Source organism: Methylorubrum sp. Q1, assembly GCF_004683995.1.
GTDB lineage: Bacteria > Pseudomonadota > Alphaproteobacteria > Rhizobiales > Beijerinckiaceae > Methylobacterium.
The window spans coordinates 122,120-145,137 of sequence record NZ_SRHQ01000011.1 but is presented as its reverse complement, the minus strand read 5'-3'; the positions used below and the strand labels follow the sequence as shown (position 1 = coordinate 145,137).

Annotated in this window: 24 protein-coding genes; 11 read left to right on the top strand and 13 right to left on the bottom strand. The window is 70.8% G+C overall.

The window, feature by feature from the left end; genetic code table 11:
* The first annotated feature begins 16 nt into the window (after window positions 1-16).
* A complete protein-coding gene (locus E4V01_RS12750) occupies window positions 17-529 on the top strand; it encodes a response regulator (protein ID WP_371688519.1) in 513 nt (170 codons plus the stop codon).
* A gap of 92 nt (window positions 530-621) precedes the next feature.
* On the opposite strand, the gene E4V01_RS12745 is transcribed toward E4V01_RS12750, so the two are convergent.
* The 3 genes from E4V01_RS12745 to ftsE form a co-directional block, all read right to left on the bottom strand.
* Entirely contained in the window at window positions 622-1,326 is a 705-nt protein-coding gene (locus tag E4V01_RS12745) for a YdcF family protein (RefSeq protein ID WP_135298594.1), read from the bottom strand.
* Between the two features lie 241 nt (window positions 1,327-1,567).
* Complete coding sequence (locus tag E4V01_RS12740) at window positions 1,568-2,548, bottom strand: ABC transporter permease (protein ID WP_135298593.1); 981 nt, start codon at window positions 2,546-2,548, stop codon at window positions 1,568-1,570.
* Entirely contained in the window at window positions 2,545-3,246 is a 702-nt protein-coding gene (ftsE, locus tag E4V01_RS12735) for a cell division ATP-binding protein FtsE (protein WP_003600594.1), read from the bottom strand. The genes E4V01_RS12740 and ftsE overlap by 4 nt, the downstream gene beginning before the upstream one ends.
* Before the next feature lie 168 nt (window positions 3,247-3,414).
* Here ftsE and E4V01_RS12730 point away from each other — a divergent pair, with 168 nt between their 5' ends.
* The 3 genes from E4V01_RS12730 (at window position 3,415) to E4V01_RS12720 (ending at window position 5,558) form a co-directional block, all read left to right on the top strand.
* Window positions 3,415-4,170: a DUF3426 domain-containing protein gene (locus tag E4V01_RS12730; RefSeq protein WP_135298592.1), complete on the top strand. Its 756-nt coding sequence runs from the start codon at window positions 3,415-3,417 to the stop codon at window positions 4,168-4,170.
* 290 nt (window positions 4,171-4,460) lie between these two features.
* Window positions 4,461-5,030 carry a hypoxanthine phosphoribosyltransferase gene (hpt, locus tag E4V01_RS12725; protein ID WP_060770272.1) on the top strand — a complete coding sequence of 190 codons (570 nt, stop codon included), beginning with the start codon at window positions 4,461-4,463 and terminating at the stop codon, window positions 5,028-5,030.
* 162 nt (window positions 5,031-5,192) lie between these two features.
* Window positions 5,193-5,558, top strand: coding sequence for a response regulator (locus E4V01_RS12720; protein WP_003600588.1), 366 nt, complete (start codon window positions 5,193-5,195; stop codon window positions 5,556-5,558).
* A 156-nt stretch (window positions 5,559-5,714) separates the two neighbouring features.
* On the opposite strand, the gene E4V01_RS12715 is transcribed toward E4V01_RS12720, so the two are convergent.
* Complete coding sequence (locus tag E4V01_RS12715; RefSeq protein ID WP_060770271.1) at window positions 5,715-6,230, bottom strand: TspO/MBR family protein; 516 nt, start codon at window positions 6,228-6,230, stop codon at window positions 5,715-5,717.
* Window positions 6,231-6,327: 97 nt separating this feature from the next.
* Between E4V01_RS12715 and E4V01_RS12710 the strand changes: the two genes are divergently transcribed.
* Together E4V01_RS12710 and E4V01_RS12705 are read left to right on the top strand one after the other, a co-directional pair.
* Entirely contained in the window at window positions 6,328-7,545 is a 1,218-nt protein-coding gene (locus tag E4V01_RS12710) for a PLP-dependent aspartate aminotransferase family protein (RefSeq protein ID WP_135298591.1), read from the top strand.
* Window positions 7,546-7,636: 91 nt separating this feature from the next.
* On the top strand, window positions 7,637-8,104 hold the full coding sequence (locus E4V01_RS12705) for a hypothetical protein (protein WP_135298590.1): 468 nt from the start codon (window positions 7,637-7,639) through the stop codon (window positions 8,102-8,104).
* A gap of 93 nt (window positions 8,105-8,197) precedes the next feature.
* Here E4V01_RS12705 and mdoH read toward each other — a convergent pair whose 3' ends face one another.
* Window positions 8,198-10,129, bottom strand: a complete 1,932-nt coding sequence (gene mdoH / locus E4V01_RS12700) for a glucans biosynthesis glucosyltransferase MdoH (protein WP_135298589.1) — start codon at window positions 10,127-10,129, stop codon at window positions 8,198-8,200.
* A 34-nt stretch (window positions 10,130-10,163) separates the two neighbouring features.
* Between mdoH and E4V01_RS12695 the strand changes: the two genes are divergently transcribed.
* The 3 genes from E4V01_RS12695 (at window position 10,164) to E4V01_RS12685 (ending at window position 12,832) form a co-directional block, all read left to right on the top strand.
* A complete protein-coding gene (locus E4V01_RS12695; protein ID WP_135298588.1) occupies window positions 10,164-11,840 on the top strand; it encodes a glucan biosynthesis protein G in 1,677 nt (558 codons plus the stop codon).
* A 67-nt stretch (window positions 11,841-11,907) separates the two neighbouring features.
* A complete protein-coding gene (locus E4V01_RS12690) occupies window positions 11,908-12,552 on the top strand; it encodes a PRC-barrel domain-containing protein (protein WP_135298587.1) in 645 nt (214 codons plus the stop codon).
* Window positions 12,553-12,595: 43 nt separating this feature from the next.
* On the top strand, window positions 12,596-12,832 hold the full coding sequence (locus E4V01_RS12685; protein WP_060770266.1) for a hypothetical protein: 237 nt from the start codon (window positions 12,596-12,598) through the stop codon (window positions 12,830-12,832).
* Window positions 12,833-12,992: 160 nt separating this feature from the next.
* Here the strand turns inward: E4V01_RS12685 and E4V01_RS12680 are convergent, their stop codons facing one another.
* The 3 genes from E4V01_RS12680 to E4V01_RS12670 are packed head-to-tail and all read right to left on the bottom strand — an operon-like array spanning window position 12,993 to window position 15,201.
* Complete coding sequence (locus E4V01_RS12680; protein WP_135298586.1) at window positions 12,993-13,820, bottom strand: substrate-binding domain-containing protein; 828 nt, start codon at window positions 13,818-13,820, stop codon at window positions 12,993-12,995.
* A complete protein-coding gene (locus E4V01_RS12675) occupies window positions 13,793-14,509 on the bottom strand; it encodes a phosphate ABC transporter ATP-binding protein (RefSeq protein WP_135298585.1) in 717 nt (238 codons plus the stop codon). Before E4V01_RS12675 ends, E4V01_RS12680 begins: the two co-directional genes overlap by 28 nt.
* A complete protein-coding gene (locus E4V01_RS12670; RefSeq protein WP_135298584.1) occupies window positions 14,506-15,201 on the bottom strand; it encodes an ABC transporter permease in 696 nt (231 codons plus the stop codon). Before E4V01_RS12670 ends, E4V01_RS12675 begins: the two co-directional genes overlap by 4 nt.
* A gap of 125 nt (window positions 15,202-15,326) precedes the next feature.
* Between E4V01_RS12670 and E4V01_RS12665 the strand changes: the two genes are divergently transcribed.
* Window positions 15,327-16,364, top strand: coding sequence for a substrate-binding domain-containing protein (locus E4V01_RS12665; protein WP_135298583.1), 1,038 nt, complete (start codon window positions 15,327-15,329; stop codon window positions 16,362-16,364).
* A 58-nt stretch (window positions 16,365-16,422) separates the two neighbouring features.
* Here E4V01_RS12665 and glp read toward each other — a convergent pair whose 3' ends face one another.
* The 4 genes from glp to E4V01_RS12645 are packed head-to-tail and all read right to left on the bottom strand — an operon-like array spanning window position 16,423 to window position 21,268.
* A complete protein-coding gene (glp, locus tag E4V01_RS12660; RefSeq protein WP_135298582.1) occupies window positions 16,423-17,673 on the bottom strand; it encodes a gephyrin-like molybdotransferase Glp in 1,251 nt (416 codons plus the stop codon).
* 3 nt (window positions 17,674-17,676) lie between these two features.
* Window positions 17,677-18,213 (bottom strand): molybdopterin-guanine dinucleotide biosynthesis protein B, encoded by a 537-nt coding sequence (mobB, locus tag E4V01_RS12655; RefSeq protein ID WP_135298581.1) that lies wholly within the window; start codon window positions 18,211-18,213, stop codon window positions 17,677-17,679.
* Window positions 18,210-20,186, bottom strand: coding sequence for a molybdopterin biosynthesis protein (locus E4V01_RS12650; RefSeq protein ID WP_135298580.1), 1,977 nt, complete (start codon window positions 20,184-20,186; stop codon window positions 18,210-18,212). The genes mobB and E4V01_RS12650 overlap by 4 nt, the downstream gene beginning before the upstream one ends.
* On the bottom strand, window positions 20,183-21,268 hold the full coding sequence (locus tag E4V01_RS12645; RefSeq protein WP_135298579.1) for a molybdopterin-binding protein: 1,086 nt from the start codon (window positions 21,266-21,268) through the stop codon (window positions 20,183-20,185). Before E4V01_RS12645 ends, E4V01_RS12650 begins: the two co-directional genes overlap by 4 nt.
* Before the next feature lie 218 nt (window positions 21,269-21,486).
* Between E4V01_RS12645 and E4V01_RS12640 the strand changes: the two genes are divergently transcribed.
* Window positions 21,487-22,788 (top strand): c-type cytochrome, encoded by a 1,302-nt coding sequence (locus E4V01_RS12640; protein WP_135298578.1) that lies wholly within the window; start codon window positions 21,487-21,489, stop codon window positions 22,786-22,788.
* Window positions 22,789-22,815: 27 nt separating this feature from the next.
* Here E4V01_RS12640 and E4V01_RS12635 read toward each other — a convergent pair whose 3' ends face one another.
* Window positions 22,816-22,989, bottom strand: a complete 174-nt coding sequence (locus E4V01_RS12635; RefSeq protein ID WP_003606929.1) for a metallothionein — start codon at window positions 22,987-22,989, stop codon at window positions 22,816-22,818.
* Between the last annotated feature and the right edge of the window lie 29 nt (window positions 22,990-23,018).

Here is a 23,018-nt window from a genome sequence, read left to right as displayed (position 1 = left end):
GTCGTACAATTTCTAGGTGCTTTTTCGCCAACGAGTGATACGTCATGCGCGCTGGCTCATTTTAATCATGTTCTTTGAATTGATGGTGCCGAAGGGGGCTTCACGCGAAGCCCGCGCGCATCTCGACGCGCTTCGAAATGGAGGAAGTGCCCCATTGCCGGTCAGTGCCCTCCTGAACCGCTGCGTTCTGATCGTCGAGGACGATTACTTCTGGGCCGATGAATTGCGACGGGGCTTGGAGAAGGCCGGGGCGGTCGTTCGCGGCCCGGTCGCCAGCATCGAGGCGGCCCTGGATGCCCTTGGTTCCGATGGCGCCGTGGACGGCGCGATTCTCGACCTCGGTCTCAGGGGCGAGCGCGCCTACGCCGTCGCCGAGCGCCTGATTGCCCGGCGCACACCCTTCCTGTTCGTGACGGGCTACGACGCGGGTTCCATTCCGGATGCCTACACCGCCGTTCCACGGTTCGAGAAGCCGGTGGCGTTCGATACGATCTTAAGGGCATTGAGCGCGCTGATGCCCCCCGCCTGACCCCTCCCGCCTGCTTCTCGGCTTTGGCGGCGGCATAGCCGACCTGAATCGTCGGCACGCCTTGCTGGCCACGGGCGGGGCCGCCGCGCCGGTCAGTTCGCCTCGCGCAGCAACCGTTCGGCCACGACCTTCACCGGTTGGCGGCGCCCGATCAGTACGGCGAAGCGTGACTGCTCCGGGTCGGACTCGAAACGGGTCCGTCCCCAGGCGACCAGAAATTTGAGATATTCGGCCCCGAGCAGACGGGTGGCCGCCGGATCCGCCCACCAGCGGCCGACATCGAGCCCATCGGAGACGACGGGATAGGGGATCAGCGTCTCGCCGTCCTTCAGGGCATGCCGCAACTCCACCAGGGTGCGCGGCATGTGATAGTTCGACGTCACGACCACGACGGTGCCGAAGCTGTGGCGCCGCATCCAGCGCCGGGTCTCGATGGCGTTGCCGATCGTGTTGCGCGCCCGGTAGTCGAGATCGACGCAGCAGGTGATCCAGTGCTCCTGTGACGGATTGAGGCGCACGATCTCCTCGCGGGTGGTGCGCTCGTTGACGCCTGAGATCAGCAGCCGCCTGCCATGGCCCTCCGCCAGCAGATCGATGGCATCGCCGACGCGTTGCGAGCCCCCGGTCATGGCGACGACGCCATCGACGCCGTCCAGGCTCGGCCGGTCGGTTCGCTCGACCACCGCGACGAAAGCGAGGAAGCCGCCCGCCAGAGCGAGCAGACTGAGGAGGGAGAGGCCGACGAAGGCCCGAAGGAGCCGGATGCCGCGCCCCGACCGCGCCGGGTTCTCAGTCATTCGAGCCGCGGAGGGCTGCGACGATGCGTGGGCCGACAGGTCCGCCGCCCAGGACCATCCGAGCGCCTCGCGGTGGGACTCGCAGCGGGAATCGTTTGGGAGCCGGCCCGGGCCGGCCGCCTGTCGGCGGGGCACTCGCGGAAGCATGACGGACGGAACAGGGGCTCATGAACGGTGTCGGTGCCGAGACTCTCGGTTCTCAATGGTTGTCGAAACGTTAACAGGTTCAATCGACCCGACTCTATCGGAGGAACCGGCGTACGGTGAAGCGCGACACAGCCGCCGTGACGAGGGACGCGATCATGCCGATGAACACGATGATCGCGTAACCCCGCCAGCCGATCTGGAACGTCCCGAACAGCGCCTCGATCTCCTCGCCAGCCGGTCCCGAGCGCCACATCCGGGCGAACAGGCCGGCGAGCGCGCAGGTCAGCAGCGCGGCGCCCGCACCCAGCGCCCCTCCCCTCAAGCCTAAGCGGAAGAAGCGGCTCTGGAAGGCCTTGGCGATGTAGTCGTCGTCGGCGCCCACGAAGTGCAGCACCTCGACCACCTCGCGGTTTCCGGCCATGGCGCCGCGGGTGGCGAAGACCACGGCGAGCCCGGTGGCGAACAGGACGAGGAGGACGATGCCGATGCCGATGCCGGCAAAGGTGTTGGCCATGGTCGAGAGTCGCTGGAGCCAGAGCGCGTGGTCATCGAGGCTCGCCACGCCCGGAAGCGCCTCGGTGAGCGCGGCGCGCAAAGCCGCGAGGTCGGGGCTTCGGTCGCTCGCGAGCGTCAGCGCGATCAGCCGCGGAACCGGCAGGTCCGACATGTCGAGGCCACTTCCGAGCCAGGGTTCGAGCAGCCGCTCGGACTCCGCCTTGGAGAAGATGCGCGCACCGACGATGCCCGGCGCGGCGCGTGCGAGGCTTTCGGCCCGCTTCACGTCCGCCTCGATGTCGCGCCCGGCTCCGGGCCGGATCTGCACCGTCATCTCCTGCGCGACGCTGCCCTGCCACTGGCTGGCGCTGGAGACGGCGATTTCCGCCGCACCCGCGCAGAGCGCCGCGAGGAAGGTGAGGATGGCGATGACCGCCGCCAGCGCCCGGCTCGCGGCGGAATCGGTCGGCACCAAGGGGGCGTTGCGACGCAGGTTGGCCGGAAGCGGCGCCTCGGATGCGGGGGCCGCCGCTTTCGCCGCAGCTGCGCCGCTCCGGGCGGGGGAGCGCACCTCGTTCATGGGCCTTCCACCCGCAGCCTGCCGTCGGCGAGCACCATGCGGCGCGCCTCGACGAGATCCATCAAGCCGTAATCGTGGGTGGCGATCACCACGGACGTGCCGAGCCGGTTCAGCTCCATGAACAGCCGCAGCAGGCGCCGGGCGAGGCTTGGATCGACGTTGCCGGTGGGCTCGTCGGCCAGCAGCAGTTCCGGCCGCGCGATCAACGCCCGCGCGATCGCCGCGCGCTGTTTCTCGCCGCCCGACAGGAGCGGCGGCAGGACGTGCATGCGCTCGCCGAGCCCCACCCAGCGCAGCAATTCGACGACCTCCGCCCGGTAGCTCGCCTCCGCCCGCTCCTGCACGCGCAGGGGCAGGGCCACGTTCTCATAGGTCGTCAGGTGATCGAGCAGGCGGAAATCCTGGAACACCACGCCCATGCGGCGGCGCAAGCCCGTGAGCGCGTCGTTGGAGATCCCGCTCACCTCCCGGCCGAACACCGAGACGATGCCGCGGGTCGGGCGCACGGAGAGCAGGATCAGGCGCAGCAGCGTCGTCTTGCCCGCTCCGGAAGGGCCGGTGAGGAACTGAAAAGAGTGCGGCGCGATCTCGAAGCTCACATCGGACAGCACCTCTGGCCCGAGGCCGTAGCGCATGCCGACGCTCTCGAACCGGACGACGGGCTCCTCCGCGCCGGACAGGAGGCTGCCCGTTTTCATCCCAGCCGACAAGGACCGCTCACTCCACGCTTCGCACGCGACACATCACCCTGTGCCATATCCGGCTTCACTGCCGGTTAACCCTACTCGGTGAGAACGTTTGTGTCCTTTTCGAGAGCGCGGCAACCCGCTGCCGGGACCTGACACCGACGCGGCTTAACCCATCCCATGCTGATCGTCTGCCCGGCCTGCGCCAGCGAGTATCGCATCGATGCCGACCGCGTCGGCACCAGCGGGCGCTCGGTGCGCTGCGCGGCCTGCCGCGAGACGTGGTTCATCTCGTCCGACGAGGTCGTGGCCGCGATGTTCGACGAGATGTCGGCGGCCGAGGAGCCTGACACCAGCGCCGCTCCCCCATCACCGGAGCCGCCGCCAACCGAAGCCCCGGTCGATGAACCCGTGCCGCGTCCGCGACCGAGCAAAGGGAAGGCCGCCAAGCGGAGCAAGCCGAAGCGCTCGGCGCGGCGCTTCTCCCCGGCGATTGCCGCCTGCCTCGTCCTTGCCGCCGCCTTGCCGCTCGTGCTCCTCGGGCGCGCCAGCGTCGTGCGGGCGATGCCGCAGACGGCGGGGCTGTTCGCCCGCGTGGGCCTGCCGGTGAATTTGCGCGGCATCGATCTGACCGACATCGCCGCGTTTCAGGTGGCCGCCGACGGCAGCAACCCCGCCCGGCTCGTCGTGGAGGGGGATCTCGTGGCGGTTGCCCGGGACCGGGTCGCCGTGCCGGCGATCGAGCTCGAGGTCCGCGACGCCGGGGGACAGTCGCTCTACCGTTGGACCGTCCCGGGACCGCGCGCGGCCCTGGAGCCCGGCGAGCGGGCGCGGTTCAAGGCGAGCCTCTCGGCCCCCCCGGAAAAGGGCCGGCAGGTCGAGGTGCGCTTCTCGGACGATGCCGCCGTCGGCGCGGGCGCCGTTCCGTCCCCTTAGAGCACCGCCCTGGATATAGGATCCGGGACGGTGCTCTATCCTCCTGGTTTTGCATCATCCATTTCCGAAAGCCGGCAACCACCTTTCGGGATGATGCTCTGGAGCAATCTCGGGAAAGCCATCGTGGCGTTCCGGATTACAGCTGTGGATTGCGTCGATCCGGCAGCGGGCGCGTCGCTTGCGCGGGTCTGCAACGCTGGCGGAGCCCGCTGCGCATGGTATGGTGAAGTATGGCACGGCCGAGGGTGGTTCGTGCCGTTGGAACATTCCGCGAAACCATCACGAGCCGCATGAGCACCGCATCGAAACGCGTCCGTGTCCTGTTCGACGAGGCGGCGATCGCCAAGCGCAACGACGAGTTGGCTGACGAGATCGTCGCGGCCAAGCCCGAGAACCTTCTCGTCGTCGCGGTGCTCAAGGGCAGCTTCATGTTCGCCGCCGACCTGCTGCGGTCGCTCCACCGGGCCGGGCTCTCGCCGCAGGTCGAGTTCGTGCATCTCTCCAGCTACCGCAACTCGACCGTCTCCTCGGGCCAAGTCGAGATCCTGCGCGACGTGCAGAGTGAGGTGCGCGGGCGTGACGTGCTGCTGGTCGACGATATCCTCGAATCCGGCCGCACGGTCGTCTTCGCCAAGGACCTGTTGATGGCCCGCGGCGCCAAGCGCGTGCTGACCGCGGTGCTCCTGGAGAAGCCGGGCAAGCGTGCCGTGACGATCGACGCGGATTTCGTCGGCTTCACCTGCCCGGACGTGTTCGTGGTCGGCTACGGCATGGACGCTGCCCACGCCTTCCGCCAGCTCCCCTTCGTCGGATTGGTCGACTACGACAGCAGCGACGCGGATCTGTTCGGGGGCGCCTGACCGTAATCCCGGTCCGGCAAATTCCTGATAAGAACGTGATACTTGCTCGAAATTTGCCACCGATGGAACTCTGTCAGCTTATGAGGCTTGACAGGCCGCGCTTCCCTGCGGTCACTCGGGCGCGACGATCCCCATCGAAGGAACGGTAGAGGACGCCCGACCATGGCGCGCATCCTGCTCGTGGATGACGAGGATACGGTTCGCGGCTTCCTCAAGCGCGGGCTGGAATTGGACGGTCACACCGTCGTCACGGCCATCGACGGCAGCGACGGCCTCGATCGCCTGTCCGAGGCCGGTGGCGGCTTCGACCTGATGTTGACCGATATCCGCATGCCGCTGATGGACGGCATCGCGCTGTCGCTCGCGGCCAAGCGCGACTATCCCGATCTCACGATCCTGCTGATGACGGGCTTTGCCGACCAGCGCGAGCGCGCCCGCGGCCTCGATGCCATCGTCACCGACGTGCTGACCAAGCCCTTCTCCCTGGCCGACCTGCGCTCCACGGTGACGCGGGCGCTGGCGGCTTAAGGCATCGTCTTTTTGCCGAAAGCGGCGCCCACCTTTCGGGACGATGCCGTCGATCCGTATCCGACCTGATTGCATCGGGCCGGCGCTTCTCGATCATGGGTTCGAGGCGCATCCCGACGAACCGGTAACCCCTTTGTCGGGATGCGCTCTCGGGACTCAGTTCATCTGCCAGATCGTTCCGTTGAGCAGGCAGGCAAACGACACCCAGGCGGCGTAGGGCACGAGCAGCCACGCCGCAGCCCGATCGAAGCGCCAGGAGAGGCGGATCGTCCACAGGATCATGGTCAGCATGGCGAGCGCGACGATCAGCGCGAGGCCGAGCTGGTGGGCGGCGAAGAAGACCGGTGTCCAGGCGGCATTGAGGGCGAGCTGCGCGCCGAAGGCGGCCAGTGCCAGCCACCACGCCTTCCGGGCCGGCCCCGGCACCGGGCGCGCGCCGAGCAGCCGCCAGAGAGAGACCGCGATCAGGGCATAGAGGATGGTCCAAGCCACTGGAAACACCCAGTTCGGCGGGTTGAAGGCCGGCTTGCGGATCGTCGTATACCACTCCTCGATATTGGTGCCGGTCGAGAGCGACCCCACCGCCGTCACCAGGATGACGGGGAGGATCGCGGCGGCGAGCCGTGGGATCGGCGGCAGGGCCGGCCGCTCGGGGATGTCCAATGCGCTCATGCGCCCTGCAATGCTCCGTCGCTCATTTCTCCGCCTTGCCCGGTCCGGCGGATTCGCTCAAGCCGGCATCGCGACCCGACACCGAGCGAGGAAACCCATGAGCCGGTCCAACGCGCCTCACGGCGATTCCGATGCAGCGTCTTCCGAGGCACTTTCGTCCGAGGAATGGCGCCCGGCGACGCTGGCCGCGCAGGCGCTCGGCCGGGTCGAGCCGGTGACGCGGGCGGTGGTGCCGCCGCTTCATCTCTCGACCACCTATCTGCGCGACCCCGACAACGCCTACCGCTCCGGTTTCATCTACGCCCGGCCCGACAATGCCACGACGCGCGAGGCGGAGGACGTGATCGCCGCGCTCGAACGGGCGGAAGCGGGCGCCCTGCTGTTCGGCTCCGGCATGGCGGCAGCGTCGGCGGTGTTCTGCGCGTTGGAGCGCGGCGACCACGTGATCGCGCCCGACGTCATGTACTGGGGGCTGCGTCGCTGGCTGAGGCAGGAGGCGCCGCGCCTCGACCTTGCGGTCGACTTCGTGCCGATGGACGACACCGAGGCCGTGCGTGCCGCGATCCGGCCCGGCAAGACCCGTCTCGTCTGGGTCGAGACGCCGGGCAACCCGCTCTGCACGGTCACCGACATCGCCCGCATTGCCGAGATCGCCCATGCCGCCGGGGCGCGGGTCGCCGTGGACTCGACCGCTGCGAGCCCGATTCTGACCCGGCCGCTGACGCTCGGGGCCGACATCGTGATGCATTCGGCCACCAAGATCCTGAACGGCCATTCCGACGTGGTGGCCGGCGTTCTGGCCGGGGCGCGGACGGATGCGTTCTGGGATCGGCTCGTGGCGATCCGCGGCGGCTGGGGCGCGATCCTCGGCCCGTTCGAGGCGTACCTTCTGATGCGGGGACTGCGCACGCTGCCCCTGCGCGCTGCCGCACAGAGCGCCGGGGCGCTCCACCTCGCGCAGCGGCTCTCCGCGCATCCGCTCGTGAGCGCGGTGCTCTATCCGGGGCTGCCCGACCATCCCGGCCACGCAGTTGCTGCGCGGCAGATGACGGGCGGGTTCGGCTACATGCTCTCGATCCGCGTGGCCGGCGGCGAGGCAGCGGCGATCGAGACCGCCGCGCGGGTGGCTCTGTGGAAGCGGGCCACCTCGCTCGGCGGCGTGGAGAGCCTCATCGAACACCGCGCCTCCGTCGAGGGGCCGGGTACCCCCTGCCCGCCCGACCTGTTGCGCCTCTCCACCGGCATCGAAGATCCGGAGGACCTGCTTCGCGATCTCGACGCGGCTCTGACGGCTGCGCACAGGCCGACCGGCTGACGCTTTTTTCGAATTTTGTGGAGGGCGCGTGGCCGTTGCGGTGCTCCGTGCGTTGTCGGGGCGACGAGCCCCAACCGGGACGCGAGCCGCCATGATGAACCGCACGCCCCTCCTCCTCGCCACACTCTCCCTCGGCCTTCTCTGCGGCGCAGCCCAGGCCGAGGACGGGCCGCCGAAGCTCGATGTCGAGGCGACCTGCCAATCGGCAAAGCGGGTGCAGAAGACGCTCAGCGACAATGTCAGCGCCGATTCCTGCCTCAATTCCGAGCGCGGCGCCGAACGGGATCTGAAGAAGCGCTGGAGCGAGTTTCCGGCCGCGGCCAAGACGCAATGCACGCAGCAATTCGAGGCCGGTGGCTTCCCGTCCTATGTCGAGCTGCTGACCTGCCTCGAACTGGCGAGCGGTACGGTCCCGACACAGCCCGCCCTCGACTCCTCGGGCAAGTCCGATGTCGGCGGTGCGGCCAGCCGCGGCGAAAGGAAGGATGGGAGCACCCTCACCCGCGACCCCGCGCCCACCCAGCGCACTAATCCGATCGAGGTGCTCGAGGGCAAGTAGCCCGGCGGTTCATCCGCGCCGATCCTCTCGGCCCATGTGCGCCGAGGGCTGCGCCCTGACGCCGAGCCGGAAATCCGCTTCGGCGCAGAACGCTCAGCGCAGGGTCGGCGCGTGCGCCTCGTCGATGGTCGCAGGGAGCCACGGGGACGGCGCGGCGGTGATCGCCGTCGGCTCGGCGCCGGCGGTGCGGCTCTGGTGCAATTCGAGCAGTTCCGGAGCCGGGCGCGTGTCGTCCTCGGTGAGGAAGAGGCCGCGCGCCTTCGAGCCGAGCCCGAGGCGGGTGCTGCTGGTGAGAACACTCTGGAACGGGCTCGTCAGCAGAGCGAGGGCGACCGGCGCCATCCACAGGGCGAGCCAGGAACTGCCGAAGGCGAGCAGCACCGCGAGCGCCCCGCCCGCCGCAACCGCGTCGCTCTGGAGGCGGAGCGCCTCCCGCCACGGCACGCTGCGATCGTCGCGGGATTGCGTGTCCCAGCGAACCACCCGCCCGAACAGGGTCGTCACGACGGCGCCCGCCGCGAACAACGCCATCACCGGCCAGAGCAGGACCCAGATCGCCTGCTCGAGCGCCGCGCTCACGAGCAGCGAGCGGGTGCCGCCGAAATCCGCCCGGCGCCGGGCCGAGGCGAGGACGTAGCCGAGGCTCAGTAGCTTCGGCAGCGCCATCACCGCGACGACGAGGGCCGCGAGCGCCCAGGCCGCCGCGTTGCCGCCGTCGAGACCGTAGCCGATCAGTCCGAGTTCGCCCGAGCGCACCGCCTGCCACGTGCCGAGCGCGAGGAAGGCGATCCAGAGCGGATACACGCAGTAGCCGAGGATACCCACGCCGAGATGCCAGCGGCTCGCGCCGAGCAACCCCTTCATCGGCAGCACGCGGATATGCTGCAGGTTGCCCTGGCACCAGCGCCGCTCGCGCCCGAGCAGGTCGATGAGGTTGGTCGGCATTTCCTCCCAGGTGCCGCCCATCTCCGGCAGCAGGCGCACTTCCCAGCCGGCGCGGCGCAGCAGCGCCCCCTCGACGATGTCGTGGCAGAGGATCTCGCCGCCCAAAGGCGGCTTGCCGGAGAGGACCGGGAGTTCGGCGTTGTTCGCAAACGCCTCGATGCGCAGGATCGCGTTGTGACCCCAGTAGGAGCCGTCCGGCCCCTGCCACGTCTCGAGGCAGCGCAGGGAGAGCGGCGCATAGAGGCGCACGGCGAATTGCTGGATGCGCGCGAACAGCGTGTCGCGGCCGGCCGCGTAGGAAACGGTCTGGATCAGGCCGGTGCGCGGGTTCTCCTCCATCAGCCGGGCGAGCCGGCGCATGGCGGCGCCGGTCATCAGGCTGTCGGCGTCGAGCACGATCATGAAGTCGTATTCGTGCCCGTAGGTGGCGCAGAACTCGGCGATGTTGCCCGCCTTGCGGCCGGAATTGTCGGCGCGGCGGCGGTAGCGGATGCGCGGCATGCCGCGGCCCTCGCGCCGGCTCCAGGCCTGGATGCGGGCGAATTCGTGCTCCTCGACTGCGCTGATCGCGCCCTCGCGGGTATCGGACAGGACGAAGATGTCGACATCCGAACCGTCGCCGCCCTCGCGCTGGAGCGACCGGGCCATGACCCGGATCGCCGAGAACACCGCGAGCGGGTCCTCGGCATGGATCGCCACCACCGCCGCCGTGCGGCTGAGGCCGGTGGGACGGGTCGAGATCGTCGCGGCGCGGCGCTCCAGCGCGGACAGGGTACGGTCGCCCATCAGCGCGGCGATGAGCCCGTAGAGATACTGCCACGCGGTGAAGCTCTGCCACGCCATCAGCACGACGAAGAGCCCGAGTACGGCGCACCCGAGCCACGTCTCCGGCACGCCGTAGGCCGCGAGCGCCAGGGCGGCGATGGCGGCGGCGATGGCCAGCGTCGGCGCCGCCAGCGCGAGGCGGCGCCGGCGGAACGAGGCCGGCCGCGGCGCGGGGCCCGCGCCCCTCGGGCGGGTTTCACCCCCGGCCCCCGTCTCGACGGAGCGGTCCGCCTGCGGCAAGTCTGGGCTGGACATGATCGGCGTCGACACTCGCGGGAGGGATGAACGGATGGCAGGACCGTCGGACGCGGACAACGAGGCGCCCGAAGTAATCGACGTTTCGCGGCGCGCCATCGTCCGTGGCGCTTTTCGAGGTGCTCTTGCCGGTACGGCCGGCCTGGGCATTCCTGGCCTCTTCGACCTGAATGCCGCCAGAACGATGGCTCAAACGTTGCCAAACGCCTCATCCCAATCGCCGATCGAGGCCCGTCCGGTCACCTTCGAGGCCGTGGCGGAACGGGCCGAGCGGCTGGCGGCGCAGGTTTACGCGGCGCCGAGCAGCTCCCTGCCGCCGGAGCTGGCCGCGCTCGACTACGACGCCTTCCAGGCGATCCGCTTCCGACCCGAGGCGACGGTCCCGCTCGGACCCCGCTTCTCGATGCAGCCGTTCCACCGCGGCAACCTGCACGCCAAGCGAGTGAAAATTTTCCTGCAATCGCCCGACGGCGTGCGCCCCTTCGGCTACGATCCCGACCTGTTCGATCTCGGGCTGGCCTTGCAGGGGCGCCGCTATCCCACCTCGCTCGGCTATTCGGGCTTTCGCATCGCCCACGGGTTCGATGCGAGCCGGCCGATGTCCCACGAGGAATTCCTGGTCTTCCTCGGTGCCTCCTACTTCCGCATCCGCGGCCGGGGGCAGATCTATGGCCTCTCGGCCCGCGGCATCGCCGTGAATACGGGATTGCCGCAGGGCGAGGAGTTTCCCGACTTCACCAGTTTCTGGATCGAGGAGCCGCACGGCGGCGCGGCGACGATCACGATTCTCGCGCTGCTCGACGGTCCGAGCCTGACGGGCGCCTACCGCTTCGCCGTCACGCCGGGCGATCCGTCCCATGTCGCGGTCGAAGCCGCCTTGTTTCCGCGCCGTCCGATCGCAGCGCTCGGCCTCGCGCCGCTCACCAGTATGTTCCTGTTCGGCGAGAACGGGCCGGGCGTACGCGGCGCCGAGCCGTTCGACGATTTCCGACCACAGGTGCACGATTCGGACGGGCTGGTGGTGCAGACCACCGGCGACCGGTTGTGGCGGCCCCTCGTCAACGGCCGGCCCGCGCCGCAGATCTCGTCGTTCCGCGCCGCCCCGCTCGAAGGCTTCGGTCTGCTGCAACGGGAACGGCACTTTGCCGCCTATCTCGACGTGCAGGCGCAGCACGAGGACCGGCCGGGCCTGTGGATGACGCCGCAGGGCGGATTCGGCGCGGGTGCGGTCCGGCTGTTCGAGATCCCCTCACGCACGGAGGCGACCGACAACATCGTCGCCGCCTTCGTGCCGGAGGCGCCCGTCGAAGCAGGCAAGCCATTGCGGCTCGCCTATTCCCTCGTCACGGTCGGCGCCGAGCCGGCGCCGGCCCTCGCGCCGCCGCTCGCCCGTGTGGTTTCGACCCGCGTCGGTTCGGCTGAGCGTCTGCGGCCGACCGATCCGCCCTCGCCGCAGCGGCGTCTCTACGCCATCGACTTCGAGGGGCCGGGCCTGCCCGACGATCCGAAGGCATCCATCGACGTGGCGCTCTCGGCGAGCGCGGGCGCGCTGGTCGAGCCCTATGCCGAGCGGGTGCCGCAGACCGGCGGCTGGCGCCTCTACGCCGAGTTCCGGCCGCCCGATCCGCGGCCTGCGGGGGACGTGGTGCTGCGCGCCCGCCTCTCGCATGCGGGACGCGTTATCACCGAGACGTGGGACGGCGTCGCCTGACGCGGATGAACTGGCAGGGTCGCCGGCCGTTAACGGGGCACCAGCACGTCCGAACCCGGAGTCAGGGATGCGTCCCAACTTGTCCAGCGTCCCGCGATCCGCGCTCGCCGCCCTCGCCCTCTCACTCGCGGTTGCCCCGCTTCCCGCCCTCGCCGAGGCGGCGCCCGCCGGGCCTGCGGCCACCCGCTTCATCGAGCGGCCCGAGGTGGGCACGATGCGCGGCTCCAAGGTGATCGGCGTCGGCGTGGTCGGGGCGGACCATGTCCGGGTCGGCAAGATCGAGGACGTGCTCGTGGACGGCACGGGCCGCATCCAAGCGGTGGTGATCGGCGTCGGCGGCTTCCTCGGCGTCGGCGAAAAATACGTCGCGGTGCCCTTCGACCAGCTCGCCTGGAATTTCGAGGATGTGTCCCTCACCGGCGGCACGTCTTCGGTGGTGACGCCGGACAACGCACCGAGCGAGAAGGCCGCCGACAAGGCCAGTGCGGAGACGATGCCGGGCTCGAAGGTTTCCCCCGAGGTGCTAGGCGCGGTGCAGAACCAGCAGAGCGGCCGCGTCACAGAAGCGACCGGTTCGGTCGAGCCTCAGCAGCCAAGTTCCACGCCCGCGACGGTGCTCGTGGGCCACGATCTGATCCATGCCGAGGTGCGCTTGACCAAGGCACAGCTCAACGACGCGCCGGCCTTCCAGTTCGACAGGGCGAAAGAGTAACCGCCTTCGCCCGGGCGGCCTGCATCCTTGGAGCTTGCGTATCATGAGACATGCCGCCTTCGCCGTGACGGTCTGGCTCGCCGGACTTCATGCGGCGCTCGCCCAGGCCACCAACCCTGCCCCGCCGATTCCGGAATCGGGGCCGTCCGGCTCCAGTTCGGGCGCGGCGACGTCCGCGGCCACCGACTTCAACTGGGTCTGGGTCAGCGTGCTGATCGCGCTCGCCGTGCTGGCCCTGTGGGTCTTCGCCCGCAAGCGTCAGTCGGGTCCGCCGCGGTAGAGACGGGATCGTTGGGGTCTTCTTTTCAACCCGCCTCCTCACCCTGAGGTGGCGGCGCGAAGCGTCGCCCTCGAAGGGTCCGCCAGTCACCGCACGGGAACCGAAAGAATCCTTCGAGGCCACTGCGCGGCGCCTCGGGATGAGGCGGTGTAGACGGGCGTCAGCCCTTCTTCGCGCTCGGGAAGAACAACGGCTCGCCGTTGATCTTGTAATCGGCGATTGCCCGCTGTCCCTCGGGCGAAACCAGCCAATCGATGAAGGCTTGGCCTTCCTTCACCCTCACGTTCGGGTGCTTCTCCGGATTTACCAGCATCACGCCGTAGGGGTTGAACAGGCGCTTGTCGCCCTCGACGAGGATGGTCAGGTCGCCCCGATTCTTGAACGAGAGCCACGTGCCGCGATCGGCCAGAACGTAGGCGCCGAGCGACGAGGCGGTGTTGAGCGCCGGACCCATCCCCTGTCCGACATCGCGATACCAGTCGCCGCGGACCGCCGGGAGATCGACGCCGGCCTCCTTCCAGCTCCGCAGCTCGGCGCTGTGGGTGCCGGAGCGGTCGCCGCGTGAGACGAAGGGCGCTTGTCCCTCCGCGATGGCCTTGAAGGCGTCGTCCACCCCCTTGCCCCGGATGCCGGCCGGGTCGGCCTTCGGGCCGATCAGCACGAAGTCGTTGTACATCACGTCCTGCCGCCCCTTGGCGAAGCCCTCGGCGACGAACTTGTCCTCGGCCGGGCGGTCGTGAACGAGCACGACGTCGGCGTCGCCCCGGCGCGCGGCGTCGAGGGCTTGGCCGGTGCCGAGCGCCACCACCTTCACGTCGATCCCGCTCTTCTGCTTGAACAGCGGCAGGATGTGCTTGAACAGGCCCGATTGCTCGGTCGAGGTCGTGGAGGCGACGACGATCGAGGCGGGCTCCGCTGAGAGCGGTGAGGCCGTGCCGAGGGCGGCAAGGAGCGAGAGCGTCAGGAAGCTGCGGCGAAGGAGGTCCAAGGCAGTTCTCCGGTGAGGTAGGCCCGCGCTTCAGGGGTGCGGGGTGAGAAGAGGACGGATCGAGTCGGACCCCGCTCCACGGCGCGGCCGGCGGTGAGCACCACGGTCTCGTCGGCGAGCCGGGCGACCTGCCCGAGATTGTGCGAGACGAGGAGCACGGTGGTGCCGGCCCGCGCCATCTCGGTGATCAGGCTCTCGATGGTCTCGGTCGCGGCCGGATCGAGGCTCGCGGTCGGCTCGTCCAGGAGCAGGAGGTCCGGCCGCATCGCCCAGGCGCGGGCGAGCGCGAGGCGCTGCTGCTCGCCGCCCGAGAAGCGCGTCGCCGCGTCCTTCGCCCGCTCCGACAGGCCGACGCGGGCGAGCGCCGCCGCGATCCGTTCGACGCTCTCCCGGCGGGACAGCTTCAGCGAGACCAGCCCGAGGGCGACGTTGGCGGCCGCACTCGCGCGCACCAGAGCGGGGCGCTGGAACACGAAGGCGCGGCGGCCGGGCGTGAGGCGCACCGTGCCGGTATCCGGCCGCAACAGACCGTCGATCACCCGCAGGGTCACGCTCTTGCCCGCCCCGTTGGGGCCGATCAGGGCGGTGATGCCGTGCGCGGCGACGTCGAGGTCGAGACGGTCGAGGATCGGCCGTCCGCCGAACGCCAGGCTGACGCCGTCGAGACGGATGGCGGGCGCGGCGCTCATCCGTAGGCTCTCGCGACATGGCCGCGCAGGAGCGCGGCGGCGGCGTTCACCGCCAGCACGAGGCTCATCAGCACGAGGCCGAGCGCCAGGGCGAGGCTGAGGTCGCCCTTCTGCGTCTCCAGCGAGATCGCCGTCGTCATGGTGCGGGTATGCCCGTCGATATTGCCGCCGACGACGAGCACGGCGCCGATTTCCGAGATCGCCCGGCCGAAGGCGGCCAGTGCCGCCGTGACCAGCGAGAACCGCGCGTCGTAGATCAGCACACTTGCTCGGCGCGGTGCGGAGAGGTGTAGCGAGCGCAGCTGCTCTCCCAGATGCGCCTCGGCATCGGCGATGACCTGACGCGTCAGCGCCGCGACGAGCGGCGTCGCCAGCACCGCCTGCGCCGCCACCATCGCAGCGGGGGTGAAGAGCAGGCCGAACGCGCCGAAGGGACCCGAGCGGGAGAGGGCGAGATAGAGGATCAGCCCGACGATCACCGGCGGCAGGCCCATGAAGGTGTTGAGAAGCCCGACGACGGCGCCGCGCCCTGGAAACCGCGCCACCGCGATCAGCGCCCCGAGCGGAATACCGAGCGCGAGCCCGATCCCGACGGCGGTGACGCTGACGCGCAGGGACAGCCACGCGATCGCCAGGACATCCCGGTCGAGCGTCCACAGGCGCGAGAACGTCTCCTGAAGGGTTTGGCTCAAGGGGCTCGGCTCGTCGACATCATCGCCTCCGCACCCGGAGCGCAGCTGAGGCGTGTCCGGGGCTGCGCGGGGCAGGCCGGGATGATACGCCGGCTGACGCAAGATCAATAGGAAAGGCCTTGCATATGGTTGGTGAGGACGGGCGGCCCCTGGCTTCGGCCGCCTCCGGATGGGACGGGCTCCGCGTACGCCTCCATGTCGAGGGCCGCTGCGAGGGGGCATCCGACTTCGCGCTACGCGGTGCGTACCTGCTTCTCGAAGCGCTCGGCCGGACTGGCTCACTCCAGGGAGCGGCCGAGGCGCTCTCGATCTCCTATCGCTCGGCCTGGGGGCAACTCGATGCGCTGGAACAGGCCCTCGGCCAGCCCGTCGTGGTGAAGACCAAAGGGCACGGCAGCAGCCTCACGCCGCTCGGAGTCGCGCTGCTGACACTGCTTCAGGCCTCGCAGACCCGCCTCGCGCCCGCCCTTGCGGCCGAGGAGATGGCGCTGAGCGAGGGCCTGCGGCGGCTTCTGGAACCGGCCGATGCACGTATCCGTCTCGCGGCGAGCCACGACCCGCTGCTGCTGGAGGCGATCGAGGCGCGGCGCGAGATCGACCTGATGGTCGCCGGCAGCCTCGATGCCCTGGCGCGGCTGTGCGAGGAAACGGTCGATGCCGCGGGCTTCCATTACGGGTCGGACGGCCCGCCGCCAGCGCCCTTCGGCGCGGTGTTCGACCGTCGCGACCTCGTCGTCGTCCCGCTGTTCCGCCGGGAACAGGGCCTGATGCGGGCCTCCGGCAATCCGCTCGATTTGGGAAGTGTCGCCGACATTGCCGCGCGGCGGGCGCGCTTCGTCAACCGGCAACGGGGGGCCGGCACCCGAATCTGGTTCGAACGGCTCTGCGCCGAGGCGGGCATCGACCTCGAGCGCATCGTCGGCCATCAGACCGAAGAATTCACGCATCAGGCGGTGGCGGCCCTGATCGCCACCGGCGCGGCCGATGTCGGCATGGGCACCCGCGTGGTTGCCGAGCGCTTCGCCCTGGATTTCCAGCCCGTGGGTTGGGAAACGTATTTCCTCGCGATCCGCGCGCGGATCGATACGGAACGGCTCGGGGCGCTCCGCGAGGATCTCCGCAGCCGGGCCGGACGGACGCCCGGCTACGCGCCGCCCCTCTGATGTCTCGTGGTCGCGATCCGCGGCCCGGCCTCGCCGGATCAGGCCGAGAGGCGAGCCCTCACCACAGCAAGACGTGCGGATAATACGCCAGCAGATCGCCGGGGTTCACGCCCGTCGCGTCGTCGGGCAACTCGACGAGGCCATCGCTCTCGGTGAGCGAGGTCAGCACCCCCGCCCCGTCGCGCGGGAATTTTCGCGCTTCCAGGTCGCCCGTCTCGCTGTGGACGAGATTGACGCGGACGAATTCGCGGCGGCCTGCCTTCTTGCGGTAGCTGAAGCCCGCCCGTACCGGCCAGGACAGGGGCGGCTCGTAGCGCGCGCCGCCGAGCCGGGCGAGCAGGGGCCGCACCACGAAGAGCAGCGTGATGTAGACCGCCACCGGATTGCCCGGCAGCCCGACGAAGGGCGTGCCGGCGACCAGCCCCACCGCGACCGGACGGCCGGGCTTGATCGCCAGCCGCCAGAGCATCAGCCGGCCCTGCGCCTCGACGGCGGTCTTCACGTGATCCTCCTCGCCGGTCGAGACGCCACCGGAGGTGAGGATCAGGTCGTGGTCCCGCGCCGCCTCGGCGAGGCGGGCCGGCAGGGTGGCGGGATCGTCGCGCAGGATGCCGAGGTCGTCCACCGCGACGCCGAGCCGGGTCAGCAGGGTCACGAGAAGGACGCGGTTCGAATCGTGGATCGCGCCGGGGCGAAGGGGGATGCCCGGCTCGGTCAGCTCGTCGCCGGTCGAGAACACGGCGACCCGCAACCGGCGGCGCACGGCGAGTTGCGCATGGCCGGTCGCGGCGGCGAGGGCCAGATCCTGCGGGCGCAGGCGCCGTCCTGCGGGGATCGCAAGGGCGCCCGCCGCCAGATCCTCGCCGGCGGGCCGGGCATTGGCGCCGGGCTTCAGCCCCGGCGGCAGGACGACCCGCTCGCCCTCGCGGCGCACGTCCTCCTGCATGAACACGGTGTCGGCGCCGGGCGGCATCGGGGCGCCGGTGAAGATGCGGATCGCGGTTCCCGCGGGCAGATCTCTGGCCGCCGCGCCGGCCGCGAGCCGGCCGCTGACCGGCAGGACGGTCTGCGTCCCTGCCTCGAGGTCGGCGAAGCGCACGGCGTAACCATCGACCGCGGCGTTGGCGAAGGGGGGCAGATCGTGGCCCGCAAAAACGTCCGCGGCGGCGATCCGCCCGTCGGCGAGGCCGAGCGGCACGGTCTCCGTGCCGGCGACCACGGGGAAGCGCTCGGCGATCATCGCCACCGCTTCCTCGATCCGCATCGGCTTGCCCCCGAAGGCGAAGCAATCGTCGGTGAGCTGTGCCATGGCTCAGGATCTTTCCAGCCGGGCGAGCACGGTTTCAAGCGCCTCGGCGCGCTCGGTCACGAGATCGGCGATGGCCTCGACGTCATCGAGCCCGACCACCGGCACCGCCGCCTGCGGGAAGGGAACGTCGCTGGCGATGCCGACGATGCGCGGGTCTTCCTCGTGCAGGGGCGGACGGCCGTTGGCCGCGCGGAACACTTCGAGCTTCGGATGCGCCCCGCGCTTGAAGCCCTCCACCAACGCGAGACCGGTCGGCGTCAGCCGGCGCAGCAATTCGGGCAGGGTGGCCTCCGCGCCAGCCTCGACCTCGCGGATCTGCGCCCACCGCCGGGCGGAGGACACGATCACTTCGCTCCCCCCGGCCTGCCGGTGGACGAAGGAATCCTTGCCCGGCTGATCGATGTCGAAGGCGTGGTGGGCATGTTTGAGAGTCGCGACCCGCATCCCGCGGGCGACGAGGACCGGGATGAGGCGGGCGAGCAGCGTGGTCTTGCCCGCCCCGCTCCAACCGGCGAGGCCGATGACGCGCAGGTCGCTCACGATTCGCCTCTTCCGGGTTCGAACCCGAGTTCGTTCAGGGCCGCATCCGCCTCGCGCGTGCCGAGAAGCGCCAGGAAGGCGGCGAGCGCGGGCTTCTCGCGGTCGGCCTCGCGGTAGGCGAAGTCGTAATGCTCCTGAGCCAGCGGCAGGAAGCCGAGGCCGTAGGCCGCCGCGACGCTGGCGATCGCGACACCCCAATCGGCTCGGCCCTGCGCCACCGCCGCCGCGACGGCGTTGTGCGAGCGCGGCTGGTTCCAGAAGCCGGCCGGCCGGGCCGCGCCGATCAGGCCGTCGACGAGGAGCCGGGTGCCGGACCCGGCGTTGCGGCAGACCATCACCGCGTCGGGATCGGCCAGCGCCGCGTTCACCGCGTCGGCGGCGCTTCGGCCCGCGAAGCGGGGGTCGCCGGCGCGGAACACCACACCCTGGAGCCGGCGCCAGCCGGGGGCGAGTTTCATGCCCGCTTCGAGGAAGGGCGCGTTGTAGCGGCCGGTCTCGGGGTCGAGCAGGTGCATGGCGGCCAGATCGCATTCGCCCCGGCGCAGGGCCGCGAGCCCCCCGGCCGAGCCGACCCACACCGTGCGGGCACGAAAGCCCCGCTCGGCCAGCAGCCCGACCACCCGGTCGAGCCCGATGCAGTGGCTACCGATGATGGTGAGGTCCGGCGGCCGTACGCCGGCCCCGAGGCGAACCACCGAGACCGTCTCGCCCGCCTCGACGCCCGAGCGCGCGGCCGGCACGGCGAAGAAGCCATCGGCCTGCGAGAAAGCGGTGACGGAGCCGGAGCCTTTCGGCAGCGGCAGGGCGACCAGGCCATCGGCCGCCTGAGCGAGCGAGGCCATCACGAATTCGGTGCGGCCGAGTTCGGAGGTCAGCCGCTGCGGCAGGCGCGCCGACACCGCCTCCTCCTCCCGCGGCGGCAGGCCGGCGAGCGCGCGCACCAGCGGCACCACGAATTCGTGGAAGGTGAACATCGCGGAGGTCGGGAAGCCCGGCAGCACGACCACCGCCTTGCCCTCGGCGACGGCGAGGCAGAGCGGCTTGCCGGGTTTCAGAGCCACGCCGTGGACGAGGATGCCGGGCGGACCCAGCCGCGATAGGATGCGGTGCGAGACATCGCCCGCGCCCTTCGAGGTGCCCCCGGAGAGCACGACGAGATCGCTCCGCGCCAGCGCCTTGCGCAGGGCGATGTCGAGCGCCGCCTCGTCGTCAGGGACGATGCCGAGCGGCACGGGCTCGCCGCCGTTCTCGGCGACCGAGGCCGCGACGATTGCGCCGTTCGAATCGTAGATGGCGCCCGCGCGCAGGTCGCCGCCCGGTGCGACCAGCTCGTCGCCCGTCGAGAGCACGGCGACGCGGGGGCGGCGCACCACGGCAATCTGGGCGAGCCCGCAGGCCGCGAGCATGCCGATCTCGCGGGCGGTCACCACCGCCCCTTTGCGCAGGACGGTTTCGCCCGAGGCCATGTCGGCGCCGGCATAGCCGACGAACTGCCCCGGCCGGACCGGACCCGTCACGTCGATGGCAAGGGCGTCTTCGAAGAATTCGGTCTGCTCGACCATCACCACGGCGTCGGCCCCGCGCGGGATCATGCCGCCGGTGGCGATCGGCGTCGCAGTGCCGGTGGCCACCGAACGCGTCGGGGCGACGCCGCAGGCCAGGATCTCGCGGTTGAGAGCGAGCCGGCGGGGCCGCGCGGCGTTGGCGCCCTCGGTGTCGGCGGCGCGAAGCGCAAAGCCGTCGACCAAGGCGCGGTCGAAGGGCGGCACGTCGATCGGCGAGGCGATGTCGCCGGCGAGCACCCGCCCGAGCGCCCGGGCCAGCGGCACGGTCTCCGGCGGGAGCGCCGCGTGCGGGATCGCTGCGCGGAAGGTCGCATGCGCGTCCTCGCGGCTCATCACCGTCAGGAACTGCTCCTGCCGGGCGGCCGCGGTGAGCCGCCGGGTGAAATCCGTCTCGCGATCCGCGCTCACAGCGGCACCACCTCGACGAGGCTGCCGGCCGGATAGCCCTCCCGCTCCGGCGGGACGAGCACGATTCCGTCCGCCTCGATCAACCGGCGTAGGGGAAGGTCGGCTCCGCCGAGGGGTTCGATGTCCGTCCCCTGGACGCGAACGAAGACGATTTCGGCAAGCCCGACGGTCGAGGTGATCTTGCGCGCGGTCCGCCCCGCCCTCGGCGCGGCTTCGACGGCGCTGGTCAGCGCTGCGACCAGCGGCCGGCCGAGCGCCAGGACGGTCGCCAGTGCTGCATCGGGCCGGCCGGGCAGGAGCAGGACCGGGCGGTCTCCGGCATCGCCGATCCCCGCCGTCTCCCCGGGCCGCAGAGCGAGGCCGTGAGCGACCACGCGGCCGGCTTGCGCCAGCCCTTCGGCGCTGCGGTCGCTGCGTCCGAAACCCGTGCCGCCGAGGACGAACACCGCATCCGCCCCGTCGGCCGCGATGGCGTGGGCGATCCGTTCGGCGACATCCGGCACCGTCACCGTCTCGGCAATCCCGCCCGCCCGCGCGATCAGGGCACTGAGCGTCGGCGACAGGACGTCCGGCGCCCCCGTCACCACGAGGCGAATCCGGGCTTCGCGGATCGCAACTTCGAAAAGACCCGCGGCAGCGAGGCCGAGAAGGTGGCGCGGCTCGATCCGCTCACCCGCCGTCAGAAGGGCGTCACCTTCGGAAAAATCCTCGCCCGCGGCGCGGGTGCCTTCGCCCGGACCGACGTCCGCGACGGCGCTGCGGTGCTCCAACCCCTCGGCGGCCAGTATCGCGTCGGTGCCAGGCGGAAGGCGCTCGCCGGCTTCGACCCAGGCGGGAGCACGGGGCAGCGTCACCGGTGCGTAGGGCGAGGCACCGCTGATCTGCGCGGCCTCCACCGCGAAGCCGTCGCGCAGGGCGGTGAGCCCGGCCGGGATGTCCTGGGGAAACGTGAGCGACGTCGCGGCGATGTGCCCGGCCGATCGCGCCAGCGGCACCGATCGCGGCGCGACCGGCGCTGCATGCCGCAAAAGCAGGGCGAGCGCGTCGGCGAGCGGTGTCAGGGCGGCGGAGGCTGCGCGCATCGTTCAAGCCTCCGCGCGCGCCGGCAAGGCGGCGGGCCGAACGGCGAGGATGCGTGAGGCTCCGTCCTGTCTCATCACCGCGAGCGATGCGCCATCGCCGGTCGCGGATCAAGGTTCGGCAGACCACCGCTCCGGCGCCTGAGACACAAACCCTCACCTTCCGTGGGCGGACGGCGTCCCGACCGGTCGCGTATGGTCCGCCGGGAAAACGGAGTTGGATGACGATGCGGGCGACGCGGATTCTCGGTCTGATCGCGGCCTTCCTGCTCGCCGTGCCGGCGTCGGCGCAGATGCGCGGCCACGGCGGGCCGGTTCGTGCGCTCGCCGTGACGGGCGACGGTCGCCTCGCGGTCTCCGGCGGGTTCGATCAGGCGGCGATCGTCTGGGGTCTCGAGACCGGCGCGGCGCTGAGCGTCCTGCGCTTCCACGACGGCGCGGTGAACGCCGTGGCGGCCCTTCCCGGCGGGCGCTTCGCCAGCGCCTCGGAGGATGGGCGCATCGCCCTGTGGCGGTTGGGACAGGCCGAGCCGGAGCGCGTGCTCGAAGGACATGCCGGCCCCGTCGCCGGGCTCGCCGTCTCGCCCGACGGAACCATGCTGGCTTCCGCCGCCTGGGACGGCACCGCGCGGATCTGGCCGCTGGCGGGCGGACCGGCGGGGATTCGCGAAGGACACAAGGGCAACGTCAACGCGGTCGCCTTTCTGCCCGACGGCCGCCTCGTCACGGCCGGCGCCGACGCCAGCGTGCGGATCTGGACGCCGCAGGGGGAGACGGCCGTGGCCGCGACGCTGCCGAGCGCTCTCAGCGCGTTGGCGGTGACCGCGGACGGGGAGATCGCCGCGGCAGGGGCAGATGCCACGGTGCGGTTTCTCGCCCCCGACGGGCATGTGCGGTCAGAGGTCGAACTCGGTCCTGCCCCGGTGATCGCGCTGGCGCCGGCGCCCGACGGCACGCGGATCGCCGCCGCGAGCGCGGGCGGTACCGTCGCGATGATCGAGCGGGCCAGCGGAAAGATCCTGTTCACGCTGGTCGGGCCGGGCCTTCCGGTCTGGTCGCTGGCGTGGCGGCCGGATGGGAGCGAACTCGTCACCGGCGGCGGCGACCGACTCGTGCGGCGCTGGAACGCGGCGACCGGCGAGCCGATCGGCCCCCTCGCGATGCCTCGGCCCGCAGACGCGCTCGCCGCGTTTCACGGTGAGCGGGGCGCGGAGGTGTTCCGCGCCTGCGTCGCCTGCCACACCTTGACGCCCGACGACGCGCCGCGCGCCGGCCCGACGCTCGCCGGCCTGTTCGGCCGGCGCATCGCGGCGGTTTCGGGCTACCGCTACTCGGAGGCACTGAAGGGTATGGACATCGTTTGGACTCCGGAGACGGTCGCCCGCCTGTTCGAAGTCGGCCCGGCGCGCTTCACCCCCGGCACCCGGATGCCGGAGCAGACCATCAACAGCGCCGAGGACCGCGACGCGCTGATGCGCTTCCTCGCCAAGGCGACGGAGAAACACCCGACTGGGCCGAACTGAGCCGCACCCGGTCGAGCCTTCGGCGAATCAGCCGTGGCAGCTACAGCCCGCGTGGTCGCAGCCGGCATGATCGGGATGACCTTCGGCGCACTCGTCGCAGCAGAAGGCCTTCTCGTCGCGCTTCACCGCCTTGGTGACCGAGACCACGCACACGCAGTCCGGGCAGGCGCATTTCACCATATCGACATCGACGCTCGCCATCGGGGTCATCCTTCTCAAGACGGTTCTTT

Excerpts from the sequence above, each read along its gene's own strand:
- E4V01_RS12745 (WP_135298594.1), bottom strand. The coding sequence starts at position 1,326 with ATGACTGAGAACCCGGCGCGGTCGGGGCGCGGCATCCGGCTCCTTCGG.
- E4V01_RS12740 (WP_135298593.1), bottom strand. The coding sequence starts at position 2,548 with ATGAACGAGGTGCGCTCCCCCGCCCGGAGCGGCGCAGCTGCGGCGAAA.
- ftsE (WP_003600594.1), bottom strand. The coding sequence starts at position 3,246 with ATGAAAACGGGCAGCCTCCTGTCCGGCGCGGAGGAGCCCGTCGTCCGG.
- E4V01_RS12730 (WP_135298592.1), top strand. The coding sequence starts at position 3,415 with ATGCTGATCGTCTGCCCGGCCTGCGCCAGCGAGTATCGCATCGATGCC.
- hpt (WP_060770272.1), top strand. The coding sequence starts at position 4,461 with ATGAGCACCGCATCGAAACGCGTCCGTGTCCTGTTCGACGAGGCGGCG.
- E4V01_RS12720 (WP_003600588.1), top strand. The coding sequence starts at position 5,193 with ATGGCGCGCATCCTGCTCGTGGATGACGAGGATACGGTTCGCGGCTTC.
- E4V01_RS12715 (WP_060770271.1), bottom strand. The coding sequence starts at position 6,230 with ATGAGCGCATTGGACATCCCCGAGCGGCCGGCCCTGCCGCCGATCCCA.
- E4V01_RS12710 (WP_135298591.1), top strand. The coding sequence starts at position 6,328 with ATGAGCCGGTCCAACGCGCCTCACGGCGATTCCGATGCAGCGTCTTCC.
- E4V01_RS12705 (WP_135298590.1), top strand. The coding sequence starts at position 7,637 with ATGATGAACCGCACGCCCCTCCTCCTCGCCACACTCTCCCTCGGCCTT.
- mdoH (WP_135298589.1), bottom strand. The coding sequence starts at position 10,129 with ATGTCCAGCCCAGACTTGCCGCAGGCGGACCGCTCCGTCGAGACGGGG.
- E4V01_RS12695 (WP_135298588.1), top strand. The coding sequence starts at position 10,164 with ATGGCAGGACCGTCGGACGCGGACAACGAGGCGCCCGAAGTAATCGAC.
- E4V01_RS12690 (WP_135298587.1), top strand. The coding sequence starts at position 11,908 with ATGCGTCCCAACTTGTCCAGCGTCCCGCGATCCGCGCTCGCCGCCCTC.
- E4V01_RS12685 (WP_060770266.1), top strand. The coding sequence starts at position 12,596 with ATGAGACATGCCGCCTTCGCCGTGACGGTCTGGCTCGCCGGACTTCAT.
- E4V01_RS12675 (WP_135298585.1), bottom strand. The coding sequence starts at position 14,509 with ATGAGCGCCGCGCCCGCCATCCGTCTCGACGGCGTCAGCCTGGCGTTC.
- E4V01_RS12665 (WP_135298583.1), top strand. The coding sequence starts at position 15,327 with ATGGTTGGTGAGGACGGGCGGCCCCTGGCTTCGGCCGCCTCCGGATGG.
- glp (WP_135298582.1), bottom strand. The coding sequence starts at position 17,673 with ATGGCACAGCTCACCGACGATTGCTTCGCCTTCGGGGGCAAGCCGATG.
- E4V01_RS12645 (WP_135298579.1), bottom strand. The coding sequence starts at position 21,268 with ATGCGCGCAGCCTCCGCCGCCCTGACACCGCTCGCCGACGCGCTCGCC.
- E4V01_RS12640 (WP_135298578.1), top strand. The coding sequence starts at position 21,487 with ATGACGATGCGGGCGACGCGGATTCTCGGTCTGATCGCGGCCTTCCTG.
- E4V01_RS12635 (WP_003606929.1), bottom strand. The coding sequence starts at position 22,989 with ATGGCGAGCGTCGATGTCGATATGGTGAAATGCGCCTGCCCGGACTGC.